The sequence below is a fragment of the Rhizobacter sp. SG703 genome (assembly GCF_012275445.1).
Classification (GTDB): domain Bacteria; phylum Pseudomonadota; class Gammaproteobacteria; order Burkholderiales; family Burkholderiaceae_C; genus Rhizobacter.
In genome coordinates this window covers 76,925-93,065 of the sequence record NZ_JAAZQK010000012.1, presented here as the reverse complement: position 1 = coordinate 93,065, position 16,141 = coordinate 76,925, and the positions used below count along the sequence as shown (strand labels likewise).

The 16,141-nt window shown below is 70.3% G+C and carries 16 protein-coding genes; 8 read left to right on the top strand and 8 right to left on the bottom strand.

The features are described 5' to 3' along the window. Position 1: 1 nt before the first annotated feature. Entirely contained in the window at positions 2-925 is a 924-nt protein-coding gene (locus tag FHT26_RS23685; protein ID WP_168562556.1) for an AraC family transcriptional regulator, read from the bottom strand. A 142-nt stretch (positions 926-1,067) separates the two neighbouring features. Here FHT26_RS23685 and FHT26_RS23680 point away from each other — a divergent pair, with 142 nt between their 5' ends. After that, positions 1,068-1,364 carry a hypothetical protein gene (locus FHT26_RS23680; protein ID WP_168562555.1) on the top strand — a complete coding sequence of 99 codons (297 nt, stop codon included), beginning with the start codon at positions 1,068-1,070 and terminating at the stop codon, positions 1,362-1,364. A 21-nt stretch (positions 1,365-1,385) separates the two neighbouring features. On the opposite strand, the gene FHT26_RS23675 is transcribed toward FHT26_RS23680, so the two are convergent. From FHT26_RS23675 to FHT26_RS23665, 3 genes are all read right to left on the bottom strand, one after another. Beyond that, complete coding sequence (locus FHT26_RS23675; RefSeq protein ID WP_168562554.1) at positions 1,386-3,734, bottom strand: hybrid sensor histidine kinase/response regulator; 2,349 nt, start codon at positions 3,732-3,734, stop codon at positions 1,386-1,388. Continuing rightward, positions 3,731-4,657, bottom strand: a complete 927-nt coding sequence (locus tag FHT26_RS23670) for a DMT family transporter (RefSeq protein WP_168562553.1) — start codon at positions 4,655-4,657, stop codon at positions 3,731-3,733. Before FHT26_RS23670 ends, FHT26_RS23675 begins: the two co-directional genes overlap by 4 nt. Before the next feature lie 73 nt (positions 4,658-4,730). Then, a complete protein-coding gene (locus tag FHT26_RS23665) occupies positions 4,731-5,039 on the bottom strand; it encodes a putative signal transducing protein (protein WP_168562552.1) in 309 nt (102 codons plus the stop codon). A 61-nt stretch (positions 5,040-5,100) separates the two neighbouring features. Between FHT26_RS23665 and FHT26_RS23660 the strand changes: the two genes are divergently transcribed. Continuing rightward, on the top strand, positions 5,101-6,111 hold the full coding sequence (locus FHT26_RS23660; protein ID WP_168562551.1) for a quinone oxidoreductase family protein: 1,011 nt from the start codon (positions 5,101-5,103) through the stop codon (positions 6,109-6,111). Positions 6,112-6,148: 37 nt separating this feature from the next. Here FHT26_RS23660 and FHT26_RS23655 read toward each other — a convergent pair whose 3' ends face one another. Then, positions 6,149-6,823 (bottom strand): hypothetical protein, encoded by a 675-nt coding sequence (locus FHT26_RS23655; RefSeq protein WP_168562550.1) that lies wholly within the window; start codon positions 6,821-6,823, stop codon positions 6,149-6,151. 386 nt (positions 6,824-7,209) lie between these two features. Between FHT26_RS23655 and modA the strand changes: the two genes are divergently transcribed. Genes modA through FHT26_RS23635 form a run of 4 tightly spaced genes read left to right on the top strand, consistent with a single transcriptional unit; the run spans position 7,210 to position 10,103 of the window. Beyond that, on the top strand, positions 7,210-7,959 hold the full coding sequence (gene modA / locus FHT26_RS23650; RefSeq protein ID WP_168562549.1) for a molybdate ABC transporter substrate-binding protein: 750 nt from the start codon (positions 7,210-7,212) through the stop codon (positions 7,957-7,959). After that, positions 7,956-8,633, top strand: a complete 678-nt coding sequence (gene modB, locus FHT26_RS23645; protein WP_168562548.1) for a molybdate ABC transporter permease subunit — start codon at positions 7,956-7,958, stop codon at positions 8,631-8,633. Before modA ends, modB begins: the two co-directional genes overlap by 4 nt. After that, the gene (locus FHT26_RS23640) at positions 8,630-9,295 is read left to right on the top strand and encodes an ATP-binding cassette domain-containing protein (RefSeq protein WP_168562547.1); all 666 of its coding nucleotides are present in this window, start codon (positions 8,630-8,632) and stop codon (positions 9,293-9,295) included. Before modB ends, FHT26_RS23640 begins: the two co-directional genes overlap by 4 nt. Further along, positions 9,288-10,103 carry a TOBE domain-containing protein gene (locus tag FHT26_RS23635; protein WP_349238213.1) on the top strand — a complete coding sequence of 272 codons (816 nt, stop codon included), beginning with the start codon at positions 9,288-9,290 and terminating at the stop codon, positions 10,101-10,103. Before FHT26_RS23640 ends, FHT26_RS23635 begins: the two co-directional genes overlap by 8 nt. Positions 10,104-10,128: 25 nt before the next feature. On the opposite strand, the gene FHT26_RS23630 is transcribed toward FHT26_RS23635, so the two are convergent. Further along, on the bottom strand, positions 10,129-10,899 hold the full coding sequence (locus FHT26_RS23630; RefSeq protein WP_168562545.1) for an SDR family oxidoreductase: 771 nt from the start codon (positions 10,897-10,899) through the stop codon (positions 10,129-10,131). A gap of 136 nt (positions 10,900-11,035) precedes the next feature. On the opposite strand from FHT26_RS23630, the gene FHT26_RS23625 reads away from it, so the two are divergent. Then, positions 11,036-11,671 (top strand): CGNR zinc finger domain-containing protein, encoded by a 636-nt coding sequence (locus FHT26_RS23625; protein WP_168562544.1) that lies wholly within the window; start codon positions 11,036-11,038, stop codon positions 11,669-11,671. Positions 11,672-11,754: 83 nt separating this feature from the next. After that, the gene (locus tag FHT26_RS23620) at positions 11,755-12,615 is read left to right on the top strand and encodes an alpha/beta fold hydrolase (protein WP_168562543.1); all 861 of its coding nucleotides are present in this window, start codon (positions 11,755-11,757) and stop codon (positions 12,613-12,615) included. 44 nt (positions 12,616-12,659) lie between these two features. Here the strand turns inward: FHT26_RS23620 and lspA are convergent, their stop codons facing one another. Both lspA and ileS read right to left on the bottom strand, forming a co-directional pair. Next, positions 12,660-13,151 carry a signal peptidase II gene (gene lspA / locus FHT26_RS23615; protein ID WP_168562542.1) on the bottom strand — a complete coding sequence of 164 codons (492 nt, stop codon included), beginning with the start codon at positions 13,149-13,151 and terminating at the stop codon, positions 12,660-12,662. Between the two features lie 40 nt (positions 13,152-13,191). After that, on the bottom strand, positions 13,192-16,059 hold the full coding sequence (gene ileS, locus FHT26_RS23610; protein WP_168562541.1) for an isoleucine--tRNA ligase: 2,868 nt from the start codon (positions 16,057-16,059) through the stop codon (positions 13,192-13,194). Positions 16,060-16,141: the final 82 nt, after the last annotated feature.

The following is a 16,141-nucleotide window of genomic DNA, read 5'->3' as shown; positions in this document are numbered from 1 at the left end:
ACTAGAGCCCCTGGGCCGCCGGCGCGACGCCGGTCGACACGTCGCGCACCGGCGGCTGCCCGTACAGCCGCGCGTACTCGCGGCTGAACTGCGACGGGCTCTGGTAGCCCACGCGGTGACCGGCCGTCGCGACGCCCAGCCGCTCGACCACCATCAGCCGGCGCGCCTCGTGCAGGCGCAACTGCTTCTGGTACTGCATCGGCGTCAGCGCCGTCACCGCCTTGAAGTTGTGGTGCAGCGACGATTCGCTCATGCCGACATGCGAGGCCAGGTCCTCGATGCGCAGCGGCTCGGCGAAATGTCGGCGCAGCCAGTCGACCGCCTTGCCGACGCGGTGGCTGCGGCTGTCGGCCGACGCGATCGCGAGCAACCGCCCGCCGTCGGGGCCGGTCAGCAGGCGGTACAGGATCTCTTCTTCGACGAGGGGGGCGAGCGCCGCGATGTCGTGCGGGCTGTCGAGCAGGCGCAGCAGGCGGATCACCGCATCGAGCAGCTCCGGCGGCGCGCGGTTCACGGTGACGCCGCGCAGGCCGTCACCGGCCGCCGCAGCCTGCGGCGCGCGCACGCGGCGCAGCAGTTCGGTCAGCCGCACGCCGTCGATCGCCATGCCGAGTCCGAGGCTGGGCGATGCCGCGCTCGCCACCGTCACGCGCGACACGATCGGCAGGTCGACCGAGGTCACCAGGTAGTCGCCGACGCCGTAGCGGTAGTCGTCGTTGCCGAGCGTCAGGATCTTCTCGCCCTGCGCCAGCAGCGCGAAGCACGGCCATTGCGCGGCATGGTGCGGCTGCGACGGCGTGGAGCAGCGACCGAAGAACAGGCTGCCGATGGCGGTGCTCGCCTGGCCGTCGGCGGGCGCGTGGCGGGCGATCAGCGCGGCGATTTCGGCGTAGCGGTCGGCGTGGAGGTCGGGGGTCAAGGCCATGCCGGCGATCTTGCCCGAGGCGAGACACGGTGCCGCGTCGCGACCGCGCGATTTGCAGGATCGTGCATGAGTTCTGGAGGATCCGGCTAACGGGCCGGCGCAAGGCTGCAGGATGATGCGAGCCGTCTCACCGGAGGAAGCCATGACCGAAGCGATCGAAATCACCACCTTCAAGCTCGCCAACTGCACCTGCGACGACTTCATCGATGCCAACGTCGAGATCGACGACTGGCTCAAGCGGCAGGCGGGTTTCCGCTCGCGCCGGCTCGCGCAATGGAACGACGGCACCGTCGTCGACATGCTGATCTGGGATTCGGCCGCGCACGGCCGCGTCGCGATGGCGCGGCTGATGAACGAGATGGGCCACTCGCGCGTGCACGCGATGATCGACCAGCCGACGGTGTCGTGGAGCGTGGCGCCGGTGCGGCACCGGATCTGACGCGATGCATCCGGCCGCGGCTCACTCCGCCCGCTGCACCGCCCGCGCCTTCAACCGCCGCTCGATCGCCGCCACCAGTTGCTCCTGCGTGAACGGCTTCGCGACGTAGTCGTCCATGCCGGCGGCGAGGCAGGCCTCGACGTCGCCCTTCATCGCATTCGCGGTCAGCGCGACGATCGGCAGCCGGGCGCTGCCGCTGACCCCTTCGGCGCGCTCGATCTCGCGCAGCCGCGCGGTCGCCTCGAAGCCGTCGACCACCGGCATCAGGCAGTCCATCAGCACCACGTCGAAGGCGTGGCTGCGGGCCGCGTCGATCGCAGCCTGGCCGTCGGACACCACCTGCACGTCGTAGCCGGCCAGCCGCAGCATCTGGGCCGCCACCTCCTGGTTCACCAGGTGGTCCTCGGCCAGCAGCACGCGCGCACTGCGCACCGGGCCCGGTGCGGGCAGCGGTGGCGGCAAGACCGCGTCGGGCACCGGCTGCGCCTCGTGCGCCAGCAGGTCGATCAGCGCGCGCCGCAGCTCCTGCTTGCGCACCGGCTTCGACAGCCAGCGCTCGATGCCCAGCCGCGTCAGGCTGATGGTCGGCATGTCCAGCCCCTGCGAGCTCAGCATCACCAGCTTCAGCCCGTCGAGCCGGCGGTTCGCACGGATGCGCTGCGTCAGCGTCAGGCCGTCCATGTCGGGCATGTGTACGTCGAGGATCGCCAGGTCGTGCACCACCGGCCGCTTGCTCATCAGCTCCAGCGCATGCTCGCCGCTGCTGGCGGTGTCGACCCGCAGCCCCCAGGCCGTCAGCTGGTGGCGCAGGATGTCGAGGTTGGTGCTGTTGTCGTCGACCACCAGCACCTGCAGCCCGTGCAGTGTCGAGGCCTCGCGGTCGGTCAGCATCGTCGCGTTGTCGGGCACCAGCCGCATCGGCAGCGAGAACCAGAAGCGCGAGCCTTCGCCGCGCGTGCTCTGCAGCTGCAGCTTGCCGCCCATCATCGCGACCAGCTGGCTCGAGATCGTCAGGCCCAGGCCGGTGCCGCCGTGGCGCCGGGTGCGCGAGCTGTCGGCCTGCGTGAAGGCGTCGAACACCCGCGCCTGGTCGGCCGTCGAGATGCCCGGGCCCGAATCCGACACCGCGAACTCCAGCAGCGCCGCATGGTTGTGCGCCGCGCTGCTCGCCGGCAGCTTCACCACCGAGATCATCACGTGCCCGCGCTCGGTGAACTTGACGGCGTTGCCCATCAGGTTCATCAGCACCTGGCGCAGCCGCGCCGCATCGCCGTAGGCCCGCACCGGCAGGTCGGGGCCCATCTGGCAGATCACCTCCAGCCCCTTCGCATGCGCCTGCACCGCGAGCAGCTCGGCGACGTCGTAGGCGACCTCGCAGGGGTTGAACGGCAGCGATTCGACCTCGAACTTGCCGGCCTCGATCTTCGAGAAATCGAGGATGTCGTTGATCACGCCCAGCAGCGCCTGGCCCGAGCGGTGCGCGCTGTCGGCGAAGCGGCGCTGCTGGTCGTTCAGCGTCGTGCCCATCAGCAGCTCGGTCATGCCGAGCACGCCGTTCATCGGCGTGCGGATCTCGTGGCTCATGTTCGCGAGGAACTGCGACTTCGCCTGGCTCGCCGCTTCGGCCGCGTCCTTCGCGGCCTGCAGCTCGGTCAGGTGCCGGGCCTTGTCGGCCGATGCCATCTCCATGCGCCGGCGGATCAGGAAGCCGTAGACCAGCATGCCGAGCGTGATCGCGGTGACGACGATGGCGCTCGCGAATTCGAGCCAGCGGTAGCGGCCGACCGACTGCCCCAGCGCATCGAACTGCGCCTTCTGGAGGGTGCGCGAGATGCGGCCGACGCCGCGCAGGTCTTCCTGCAGCCGCGCATAGCTGCGGTCGACCTCGACCATCGCGCGCGACGCGGCGTCGAGCCGCTGCTCGGCGAAACGCTGCAGCGTGGTTTCGGATTGCTCGACCATGCGCTGCACCGTGGCGCCGGCCGATTGCAGCCCTTGCACCATCAGCTCGCGTTCGCCATCGATCGGGTGGCCTTCGAAGCGCTGCAGGGTGGTCGCGAGCGACTGCTTGAAACGCTCGTGCGCCGCATGCAGCCGCTGGCGCTCGGTGTCGACCTGGCCGGACGCGAAGATGTCGTTGGCCGGGGTGTCGACCTCGCCGGCCAGGCGGCGCAGTTCGCCCAGCGCCTCGAAGCGGGCGGCCCAGCTGCGGTCGGCGGCCAGCGAATCGCCGAAGCGGTCGTTGACCTTGACGCCGAGGAACTGGTCGAGCCCGATCACCAGCAGGATCAGCAGCGCAGCGGCACCGTACAGCAGCTGCCACGAGGGCTTGCGGGCGGGGGGAGCTGCGTCGGAACCGGAAGCTGTCATGGTGTCCTGCGGGGCGCTGCGCGGGATGTTACGACGATCCCCGCGGCGATCAACCCGAACGCGGCGATGTGGTACCACTGCGGGCCCACCCCCAGCATCGCGGCCGACATCAGCGCCGCGAACACCGGTGTCAGATTGGCGAAGAACGCCGCGATCGCCGGCCCGACCGCGGCGACGCCTGCTCCCCAGCAGAAGTAGGCGACGATCGACGGGCCGATCGCCACGTAGGCCAGCGCCGCGTAGACCGGGCCGGACCACAGCACCGGCTGCCCGGTGAGCGCGTGCTCGGCCCCCGCACCGGCACTGGCCCACAGTGCGCCGAAGCCCACCTGCGCGAGCAGGAACTCGGCGCCGCTCCAGGCCGGCCGCTCGGGGGCGCGCATCGAGGCCGGCGGGCGCGCCAGCATCCAGCTGTAGACCGCCCACAGCGCGGTGGCCAGCAGCATCAGCAGGTCGCCGGGCACCAGGTGCAGCTGCAGCAGCGTCGACGGGCGGCCGTGCGACAGCACCAGCGCGACGCCCAGCAGCGACAGCGCGGCGCCGGCCGCCTGGCGCCGCGTCGGCTGCTCGCCGTAGGCCAGCGCGCCGATGGCCAGCATGAACAGCGGCGAACTGGCGGCGATCAGCGTGACGTTGATCGGCGTCGACGTGCTGACCGCCATGTACTGCAGCGCGTTGTAGCTGCCGACGCCCACCAGGCTCAGCGGGGCCAGGTAGCGCCAGCGCGCGGCGAGGTCGCGCGGCCGCGTCCACAGCCGCCAAGCGAGCGGCAGCAGCAGCACGAAGGCCAGCGACCAGCGCAGCGCATTCAACGCGAGCGGCGGCACGCTGCCGACCATCAGCCGGCCGACCACCGCGTTGCCGGCCCACAGCACCGGTGGCAGCGTGAGCATCAGGATGATGCGAGGGTGCAGCGCCGTCATGACGACACCCTCGCGCTGCGCGCGTTCCCGCCGAGCGGGAGCGAACCCGCCTTCGGGCCGCCGTGCGGCCGGTTCATGCGGAAGGCATCGCGGCGCCGCAGTTCCAGCACTGCTCGAACGGGCCGTCGATCACTTCATGGCATTGCGGGCAGGCCCACAGCTGGCGGCGCGGATGCTGCAGCTCGTTCAGCCGCACGATGGCGAGTGCATGGTCGGCCTCGTCGTCGACCCACAGCTCGGGCAGCGTCTCGCTGGGCGGCACGCCGCCCGACAGGCTGCTGGCGAATGCGCGCTGCACGGTCGTGGGAATGCCCGTCTGCGTGAGCATGTCGGCCCACAACTGGGCGAGGGCGAGGTTGGGTGCGGTGGTGAGGCGTTTCAAGACCGGAGGCGGGCAGGGTCGCGGGAGTGCTGGCACGATAACGCATCCACTGGAGGAACCCATGCCTGTCACCGCCCACTCTGCACACGTTGCACACGCCGTCCGCCTCGACCGGGCCGGCGGGCCCGAGACCCTGGCGCTGTCGGAGGTCGCGGTCGCCGAACCCGGCGCCGGCGAGATCCGCATCCGCCACCATGCGATCGGCATCAACTACATCGACGTCTACCACCGCAGCGGCGCCTACCCGCTGCCCGCGCCGTTCGGCATCGGCGTCGAAGCGGCCGGCGTGGTCGAGGCCGTGGGCGAGGGCGTGTCGCACCTGCGGGTGGGCGACCGCGCGGCCTACGTCAGCCAGCCGCCCGGCGCCTATGCGACGCTGCGGGTGATGCCGGCGAAGTGCGTCGTGAAGCTGCCCGACGCGATCGGCTTCGACGAAGGCGCGGCGATGATGCTGAAGGGCTTCACGACGCAGTACCTGCTGCGCCGCACGCTGCCGCAGGGCGGCCTCGCGGCGGGCGACTTCGTGCTGTTCCATGCGGCGGCCGGCGGCGTCGGGCTGATCGCCTGCCAGTGGGCGCGCGCGCTCGGGCTGCAGCTGATCGGCACTGCGAGCACCGACGAGAAATGCGCCGCCGCGAAGGCGCACGGCGCGGCCTTCACGATCAACTACGCCCGCGACGATTTCGCGGCCCGGGTGCGCGAGATCACCGGCGGCAAGGGCGTGAAGGTGGTCTACGACGGCGTCGGCCGCGACACCTGGGACAAGTCGCTCGACTGCCTGCAGCCGTTCGGCCTGATGGCCAGCTACGGCAGCGCGTCGGGCAAGGTGCCGCCGTTCGACCTGGGCGTGCTGGGCGCGAAGGGCTCGCTGTTCCTGACGCGGCCCACCGTCTTCACGCACATCGCGACCCGCGAGTCGACGCAGGTCATGGCCGACGAACTGTTCGCGATGGTGACCAGCGGGCAGGTGAAGATCCCGGTGGAGCACCGCTACGCGCTGACGGACGCGGCGCAGGCGCATGCCGACCTGGAGGCGCGCAAGACGGTCGGCGGGTCGGTGCTGGTGCCGTGACACGCGGCACGTCGCCGCCAACGGGCTGGGCGACAGTTCAAACCCAGGGCCGCGTTGCCACGCAATACATCAGCGAGGCCGACACGAGCACCGCCACCGCCGTGAAGAGCGCGGGGTCGCATATCGGCGAGCCTGCGTCGAAGTGAAGATGGGAGAGGCGTGCGCCGCCCAGGCAGCCGACGACGGCGATGGTGACGCGCAGCGTCAGCTGAAGCAGAACTTCACGCACGTCCCTCCTGCCCGGCGGGAACTGCGACGCGACGCGGTGGCTTGCTTCCGCCAGCGTCAGCCGGCGGCCATCGAGGACCTTGACGAGGATGCCGTGGGCGATGCCGATGTCAACCTGGATCGCCGGGGCGTGCGTCCATTCCGTCATGTCCCGCTTCTCCCGGCACTCCTTCAGCAGCAGGTTTCGGGACTGCATCAATGCGGCCACGCTGGTGGCCACCTTCTGCTGGGCCGGGGTCAGTTGCTTGATGGACAAGGCGGCCGCATGCATCTCCTCGCCATCGGGACCGTCGGGGTCGATCAACGGAATCTTGAACCTCTCCAGGATCACTTCATCGCCGTGCGCCATCCCGTGGTCCGCGAGCCAGTCGCGCCAGTGGCCGGCGGCACGGCCGGCAGACGACGAGCCGTGGTCCGGCGGGGACACCTGCCGGATCGACGTGTCGGGTCGGGGCTTTCGTTGCGTGATCCTCATGGCGCTCATGGCGACGTCCTTCCCTGTTGCAGTTGATCAAGAGCTTCTTCACAGCGCCGCATCAGGTCGTCCCCGGCGTCTGCGATGCGGCCGGGCGCCAGGCACGCCACGAACGCTTGCCGTGCGTCGTCGGGCTGCGCCAGCGCGACGACGCATTCGCCCAGGCGGTAGGCCGCCGCGGGCGAGGCGCGCGGGCCACGACGCGCATGCGGCCTCGTAGAGCGTCTCGAGTTCGACATTCCCGTCGGCGGGGCAGGTTGGCATGACGGACGGCGCGTGGATCGCCTGCTGAGTCGTCGCGCCGGCGGATTGGTTCCATCGGTGCGGCACCGGCCTTGCGGCGATGCGTCATGTACTGCGATACATTTCGGGTTCCTTCACGCCGTTGCACCTTCATGCGCCCCGCTGCCCGCCTGCTGATCGCGGCCGTCTCCGTCCTCGCCACCACCGCCCACGCCGCCGACCTGACGGTCTCCGCGGCCGCCAGCCTGACCAACGCCTTCAAGGAGCTGGCGCCCGCCTTCGAGGCGCGCAACCCCGGCATCCAGCTGCTGCTGAACTTCGCGGCCTCCGACGCGCTGCTGGCGCAGATCGCCAAGGGTGCGCCGGCCGACGTGTTCGCCTCGGCCGACCAGGAGACGATGGACCGCGCGCAGGCACAGCAGCTGATCGCCGCCGGCTCGCGCCGCAACTTCGCGAACAACGCGCTGGTGCTGATCGCGCCGGCCGACAGCAGGCTGGTGCTCGCCGCGCTGTCCGACCTGAAGCAGCCCGGCGTCAGGCGCATCGCGCTCGGCCAGCCGAGCGGCGTGCCGGCCGGCCGCTACGCGAAGGGCGCGCTGGAAGCCGCCCGCCTGTGGGGCGATGTCGAACCGAAGGCCGTCTACGCGCAGAACGTGCGCCAGGCGCTCGACTACGTGGCCCGCGGCGAGACCGAGGCCGGCTTCGTCTACGCCACCGATGCCGCGGTGCAGAAGGACAAGGTCAAGGTCGCGCTGGCCGTGCCGACCGGCACGCCGATCAGCTACCCGCTCGGCATCGTCGCCGGCGGTCCGAACCCTGCGGCGGCCAAGGCCTTCGTCGACTTCGTGCTGTCGCCCGCAGGCCAGGCGGTGCTGGCGCGCCACGGCTTCCAGCAGCCGTGAACGCCGCGCAGTCGGCGTGGATTCCGCTCGCGCTGTCGCTGAAGGTGGCCGGCTGGGCCACGCTGATCGACCTGGTGCTGGGCGTCGGCCTCGGGCTGCTGCTCGCGCGCGGGCGCTTTCCCGGGCGCGAGCTGCTCGACGCGGTGCTGACGCTGCCGATGGTGCTGCCGCCCACCGTGCTCGGCTACTACCTGCTGGTCCTGATCGGCAAGCGCGGCTGGTTCGGCGCGTGGCTGTACGAGCAGCTCGGCATCCAGCTGATCTTCACCTGGCAGGGCGCGGTGATCGCCGCCAGCGTCGTCTCATTGCCGCTGGTGCTGAAGGCGGCGCGCGCGGCCTTCGAAGGCGTCGATCCGCAGCTGGAGAACGCCGGCCGCGTGCTGGGGCTGTCGGAGGCGGCGGTGTTCTTCCGCGTGACGCTGCCGCTCGCCTGGCGCGGCATCCTGGCCGGGCTGCTGCTGTCGTTCGCGCGCTCGCTCGGCGAGTTCGGCGCGACGCTGATGGTCGCCGGCAGCATCCCCGGGCGCACGCAGACGCTGTCGGTCGCGGTCTACGAGGCGGTGCAGTCCGGGCAGGACGGCGTAGCCAACGTGCTGGTGCTGGTCACCTCGCTGACCTGCATCGTCGTGCTGCTGCTGGCGGGGCGGCTGTTGCGCGGGAGTGCCGTCCGATGAGCTTCGAGGTCGACATCCGCAAGACGGTCAGCAGCCCCGGGCGGCGCTTCGAGCTGCAGGTGCGCTTCACCGCGCAGGCCCGCCGCACGGTGATCTACGGCCCGTCGGGCGCCGGCAAGACGCTGACGCTGCAGGCGATCGCCGGGCTGCTGCGGCCCGATGCCGGGCGCATCGCGTTCAACGGCGAGATTCTGTTCGACAGCGGCGCGCACGTCGCGCTGCCGGCGCGGCAGCGGCGCTTCGGCTACCTGTTCCAGGATTACGCGCTGTTCCCGCAGCTGAACGTGCGGCAGAACGTCGCGTTCGGGCTGCACGGCGGCTGGCTGAACCCGCCGCGTGACGCGGGCGGCGACGCGGTCGAGCGCTGGCTCGCGGCGCTGGAGCTGCTGCCGGTGGCGGCGCAGCGGCCGCACCAGCTGTCGGGCGGGCAGCGCCAGCGCACCGCGCTCGCCCGCGCGCTGGTCGCCGCGCCGCGTGCGCTGCTGCTGGACGAGCCGTTCTCCGCGCTCGACCCGGGCTTGCGCGATCGCACGCGCGACGAGCTGGACCGTCTGCTGGCGCAGGTCGACATCCCGCTGCTGATGATCACGCACGACCCGGACGATCTGCAGCGCTTCGGCGAACAGGTGCTGCAGCTGCGCGATGGAGCGGTCGGTGGCTGAGCTGCCGGACGATGGCCTGACGCTCGACGCCGAGCTGACGCTGAACCTCGGCGGGCAGAGCCTGGCCGGCGCGCGGCGCATCGGGCTGCTGGTCGAGATCGCGCGGCTGGGCTCGATCACGCAGGCCGCGAAGGCGGCGGGCTTCAGCTACAAGGGCGCGTGGGACGCCGTCGAGCAGATGAGCAACCTGGCCGGCGAGCCGCTGCTGGAGCGCAGCGCCGGCGGGCAGGGCGGCGGCCGCACGCGGCTCACGCCGCGCGGCGAGCAGCTGCTGCGCAATGTCGTGCTGATCCAGCAGGAGCATGCACGCTTCGTCGACCGGCTGAACCGGCAGGCCGCCGGCCTGGCCGGCGACTACTCGCTGATGGAAGGGCTGGCGATGAGAACGAGCGCACGCAACCAGTTCGCCGGCACCGTGGTCGGGTTGCGCGCCGGTGCGGTCAACGACGAGGTCGAACTGGAGGCGATCGGCGGGCTGCGCATCGTCGCGAGCATCACGCACGAGAGCACGCTCGAACTCGGCCTCGCGGTCGGCGTGAAGGCCTTCGCGCTGGTCAAGGCCTCGTCGATCATCCTGATGGCCGGCATGCGCGGCGCGAAGCTGTCGGCGCGCAACCAGCTGAAGGGCGTGGTGTCGCGGGTCACGCCGGGGGCGGTGAACTGCGAGGTGGTGATGGCGTTGGCCGGCGGCGGGGCGGTGGCGGCCATCATCACGAACGACAGCGCGGCGGCGCTGGCGCTGGAGGTCGGCAGCACCGCGACCGCGGTGTTCAAGGCGTCGAGCGTGATCGTCGGCGTGGCGGCCTAGACACCGCCACGCGCGACCGGCCCGCTCACACCGAGCGGATCTCGCCGCCGTCGATGCGCAACACGGTGCCGGTCATCCAGCGTGCACCGGGCGACACGACGAACGCGATCAACCCGGCGATCTCGTCGGCTTCGCCGAAGCGGCGGATGCCGGCCTGCCGCAGCACCGCGGCCTTCGCATCGTCCAGCGCGATCCCGCTGGCCTCGGCCTGGCGCTCGATCATGCCGAGCCGCCGGCCGGTCATCACCGACCCGGGCGAGACGCTGTTGACCTGGATGCCGTCGGCGATGCCGCGCTCGGCGAAAGCCTTCGCCAGCGCCTCGATGCCGGCATTGATCGCACCGATCGCCGCCATCGAGGCCTTCGGCGCATCGGCCGCGTTGCCCGAGACGAACACCACCGCACCGCTGCTGGCGCGCAAGGCGTCCCACGCGCGCAGCGTCAGGCGCCTGGCGCCGTGAAACTTCAGCGCCATGCCGGCATCCCATTGCGCGTCGGTCATCGCGAACACATCCAGGCCCGGCACCGCGCCGGCCACGTGGACCACCGCGTCGATGCGGCCGTGGGCCTGCAGTGCTGCGGCGACCACCGCCTCGGCCGCATCCGGCTGCGCCAGGTCGACGGCCACCACCAGCGCCTGCGCGCCCGCCGCACGGACCTGCCGCGCGACGTCCTCCAGCTCGTGCTGGCGACGCGCCACCAGCACCACGCCGGCATGGTCCTTCGCCAGGCGCAAGGCCGTTGCCTTGCCGATGCCGGAACTCGCGCCGGTCACGATCGCGATCGAATTCGACACGCTTGTCTTCACCATCCAGTGCCCCCGTTCTGTAACCCGAGAAATGTTGAATGGCAGGTTACTTCATATAAGATAACCTGTCAAACGTAGAATCGAAGGTTATCAAGCAGGATGTGTTGAATCACGAGGCCGTGCCATGACCGATGCCCGCCCCCCCGCCATGTTCATTGCCGACGCGCTCGGCCTCGATTTCCTCAATTCGGCGGCCATGCCGCAGGACACGCCGGTGGAATGGCTGGGCTCGGGCGACGACCTGCTCGCATGGCTGCGGCAGGCGAAGCTGGTGCCGGCGCAGGTGCTCGACGAGGCCCGGGCCGGCGCCGGCCCGGGCGAGCTCGACGCCGTGGCAGCGCAGGCCCGGGCCCTGCGCGAATGGTTTCGCGGCTTCGTCCGCGAGCACCGGGGCCGGCCGCTTGACGCACAGGCGGTCGCGCAACTGGAGCCGCTGAACCGGCTGCTCGCCCGTGATGAAGGCTTCGGCCAGGTGGGCGCGGCACCGAGCGACGGGGACGGCGTCGCTGCAGGCCTGCAATGGATGCGGCTGCGGCGCTGGCGTTCGCCGGACGCGCTGCTGCAACCGATCGCCGAGGCGATGGCCGAGCTGCTGACCGGTGCGGATTTCAGCCAGGTCAAGGCCTGCGAAGGGCCGGCCTGCACGCTGCTGTTCCTCGATACCACGCGGGGCCACAAGCGCCGCTGGTGCAACATGGCCGTCTGTGGCAACCGCGCCAAGCAGGCCGCCCATCGAGAGCGTCTGGCCCAGCGGCCGTAACTTCATCAAATGCTTTTGACAGGTTACTTCATCGAAGTTAACCTGATTGAACGCATTTTTGCGGTTACCCGAAGGAGCTGGAGATGACGAACGTGAGCCATCGGCGCGTGAGCGTGGACGGATTGGATGTGGCCTGTCGCGAGGCCGGGCCGGCAGACGCGCCGGCGTTGTTGCTGCTGCACGGCTTTCCGAGTTCGAGCCACATGTTCCGGGACCTGATCCCGGCGCTGGCCGACCGCTACCGCGTGATCGCACCGGACCTGCCCGGCTTCGGCCAGACGGCGATGCCGCCTCGCGAACAGTTCGCGTACACCTTCGACAACCTGGCGAAGGTGATCGACGGCTTCACCGAGCAACTCGGGTTGACGCGCTACGCGATCTACGTGTTCGACTACGGATCGCCGGTCGGCCTGCGGCTGGCACTGAAGCATCCGGAGCGCATCACCGCGATCATCACGCAGAACGGCAATGCCTACGAAGAGGGGTTGAGCGACGGCTGGACGCCGATCCAGGCCTACTGGCGCGAGCCGAGTGCGGCGCACCGCGAGGCGCTGCGCGCCTTCCTGTCGCCCGAGTCGGTGCGCTGGCAGTACACCCACGGGGTTGCCGATGCGAGCCGGGTGTCGCCCGACGGTCACGCGCTGGACAACCACTACCTGGCGCGGCCCGGTGCGCACGAGGTGCAGCTCGACCTGTTCCGCGACTACGCGAGCAACGTCGCGCTCTACCCGCAGTTCCAGGCCTACTTCCGCCAGCACCAGCCGCCGCTGCTGGCGGTGTGGGGGCGCCACGATCCGTTCTTCCTGCCGGCGGGCGCCGAGGCGTTCAAGCGCGACATCCCCGCGGCGCAGGTGCAGTTCTTCGACACCGGGCACTTCGCGCTGGAGACGCATGCGGCGGAGATCGCCGACGCGATCCGCGGCTTCCTCGCGAAGCTCGGCTGACGGCGCAGGCCGTCTGCGTGGCGCGGCCGGCGCGGGGCCGGAACCTACTTGCCCTTGCGCACGCGCCGCAGCTCGTCGACGATCAGCAGGATCGCGCCGAGCGTGATCGCGCTGTCGGCGAGGTTGAACGACGGGAAGTACTTCTCGGCCCAGTGCACCTGGATGAAGTCGACGACGTAGCCGTGCATCAGCCGGTCGATCACGTTGCCGAGCGCGCCGCCGAGGATCAGCGCGAGCGCCCACGCGAACAGCCGTTGCCCGCCGTGGCTGCGCAGCATCCAGACGATGAACGCGGCGGCCACCGCGCCCAGCCCGACGAAGAACCAGCGCTGCCAGCCGGACGCGCCGGCCAGGAACGAGAACGCCGCGCCGGTGTTGTGCACCCGGACCACGTTGAAGAACGGCGTGACGTGCACGCTGTCGCCATACGCGAAGTTGGCGAGGATCAGCGACTTGGTCAGCTGGTCCAGCACGATGACGATCAGCGCGATGCCGAGCCAGGGGAGGAGGGAGGCGAAAGGTTTCTGAGAGGGCATGGTGTCAGTGATTGCGCAGGTCAACGGCTTCCGGCATCGTTCAGGCGACTGTACGCGCCTCACCCGACCCATACAGGTTGCTTGTGCACCTGCCGCAGATCGTCGGATGCTGCGCATCGCTGCCGACGTCGTCGCGGTAATGCCAGCAGCGCTCGCACTTGGTCGCAGCCGACGGCGTCACGGCAACAGCGAGCTCCGCGCCCGTGGCGATCCGCGCCTGCGACGTGATCGTCACGAAGCGCAGGTCGTCGCCGAGCGTTGCGAGCAGCGCATGGTCGTCGGCCGCCGCGGTGATCAGCAGCTCGGCCTGCAGCGACGAGCCGACCTGGCCCGCGCTGCGCAGCGCCTCGATCTCCTTGTTGGCCACGTCGCGGATCTCGCGCAGCCGCCCCCACTTCGCGAGCAGCGCCTCGTCGGCCCAGGCCGACGTGTCGCTGAAGGTCTCGATGAAGATCGATGCCGACTGCCCTGGCGCGAACAGCTTCCAGGCCTCTTCGGCGGTGAAGCTCAGGAACGGCGCCATCCAGCGCAGCATCGCGTGCGTCACGTGCCACAGCGCGGTCTGCGCGCTGCGCCGCGCCGCCGATTTCGGCGCGGTGGTGTACAGCCGGTCTTTCAGCACGTCGAGGTAGAACGCGCCCAGGTCCTCGCTGCAGAACACCTGGAGCTTGGCCACCACCGGGTGGAACTCGTAGACCTCGTAGTGCTTCAGCACCTCGGCCTGGAACTGCGCCGCGCGGGCCAGCGCATAGCGGTCGATCTCCAGCATCTCGCCCAGCGGCACGAGGTCGGTCGCCGGATCGAAATCGCTGGTGTTGGCCAGCATGAAGCGCAGCGTGTTGCGGATGCGGCGGTAGGCATCGACGACGCGCGCGAGGATCTTCTTGTCGATCGCGAGGTCGCCCGAGTAGTCGGTCGCGGCGCACCACAGGCGCAGGATCTCGGCGCCCATCTCCTGCACCGAATCCTGCAGCGAGATGAAGTTGCCCAGGCTCTTGCTCATCTTGCGGCCCTGGCCGTCGACCGTGAAGCCGTGCGTCAGCAGGCCGCGGTACGGCGCATGGCCTTCCATCGCGCTGGCGATCAGCAGCGACGAATGGAACCAGCCGCGGTGCTGGTCATGGCCTTCGAGGTACAGGTCGGCCTCGGGGCCGCCTTCGCCGCCCGGCCCGCCGGTGGTGCCGGGCTGGCTGCCGACCTTCTCGTTCAGCACGTGATGGAAGGTGGAGCCCGAGTCGAACCACACGTCGAGGATGTCGTTGCTCTTGATGTAGTCGCCGGCCTCGGCGCCGAGCACCTCGTCGACCGTCAGCTTCGACCAGGCCTCGACGCCGCCCTGCTGCACAACGTCGGCAGCGCGGTCGATCAGCGCCATCGTGTCCGGGTGCAGTTCGCCAGTCGCCTTGTGCAGGAAGAACGGCAGCGGTACGCCCCAGTTGCGCTGGCGGCTGATGCACCAGTCGGGCCGGTTCGCGATCATGTCGTGCAGCCGGGCCCGGCCGTTCTCCGGGTAGAAGCCGGTCTGGGCGATGGCTTCCAGCGCGGTCTGGCGCAGCGTCTTCGGCGCCTTGTCCTTCGTGAACACGCCGTCGCCTTCGTCCATGCGCACGAACCACTGCGCCGCGGCGCGGTAGATCACCGGCGTCTTGTGGCGCCAGCAGTGCGGATAGCTGTGCGTCAGCTTCGAGGTGGCGAGCAGCCGGCCGGCGTCGCGCAGCGCATCGATCACCAGCGGCACGGCCTTCCAGATGTGCTGGCCGCCGAACAGCGGCAGCGTCGCCTCGTAGACGCCGTTGCCCTGCACCGGGTTCAGGATGTCGTCGATCGCCAGGCCATGCTCGCGGCAGGAGTTGAAGTCGTCCACGCCGTAGGCCGGCGACGAATGCACGATGCCGGTGCCGTCCTCCGCGGTCGCGTAGTCGGCCAGGTACACCGGGCTCACGCGGTCGTAGCCCGGATCGACATGCGCCAGCGGATGGCGGAAGGTGATGCCGTCGAGGTTCTTGCCGAGCGTGGTCGCGATCACGCGGCCCTGCAGGCCGTAGCGCTCCAGGCACTTGTCGACCAGCGCCAGCGCCAGCAGCAGCAGGCCGCGCTCGGTGTCGACCAGCGCGTACTCCAGCGCCGGGTTCAGGTTCAGCGCCTGGTTGGCGGGGAGGGTCCACGCGGTGGTGGTCCAGATCACCGCGAAGGCGTCCTTGGCCAGCGACGGCAGGCCGAACGCGGCGGCCAGCTTCGCCGGCTCCGCCGCGAGGAAGGCGACGTCGACGGTCTGCGACTGCTTGTCGGCATATTCGATCTCGAACTCGGCCAGCGACGAATGGCAGTCGAAGCACCAGTAGACCGGCTTCAGCCCGCGGTAGACGAAGCCGCGCTCGATCAGCCGCTTCAGCACGCGGATCTCGTTGGCTTCATTGCCGAAGTCCATCGTGCGGTACGGGTGGTCCCAGTCGCCGAGCACGCCGACGCGCTTGAAGTCGGCCATCTGCTGCGCGATCTGTTCGCCGGCATAGGCGCGGCTCTTCGCCTGCACGTCGGCGCGTTCGAGGTTGCGGCCGAAGGTCTTCTCGATCTGGTTCTCGATCGGCAGGCCGTGGCAGTCCCAGCCCGGCGTGTAGCGCGCGTCGAAGCCGGCCAGCTGGCGCGCCTTGACGATCATGTCCTTCAGGATCTTGTTCGCCGCGTGGCCGACGTGCAGCGTGCCGTTGGCATACGGCGGGCCGTCGTGCAGCACGAAGCGCGGCCGGTTCACGCGGGCGTCGCGCAGCTGCTTGTAGATGCCCTGGTCGCTCCAGTCCTTGATCCAGCCCGGCTCGCGCTTCGGCAGGTCGCCGCGCATCGGGAACGGCGTGTCGGGCAGGTTCAGGGTGCTGCGGTAGTCGGTGGTGTCCGTTGTCTTGTCGGTCATGGCTTTGCGCGCCGCGCGGCGCGTCTCGAAGACAGGTGCCGGCGCCGGGCGCCGGGGCTCGCAGGTTTGATGCGAAGGGCGG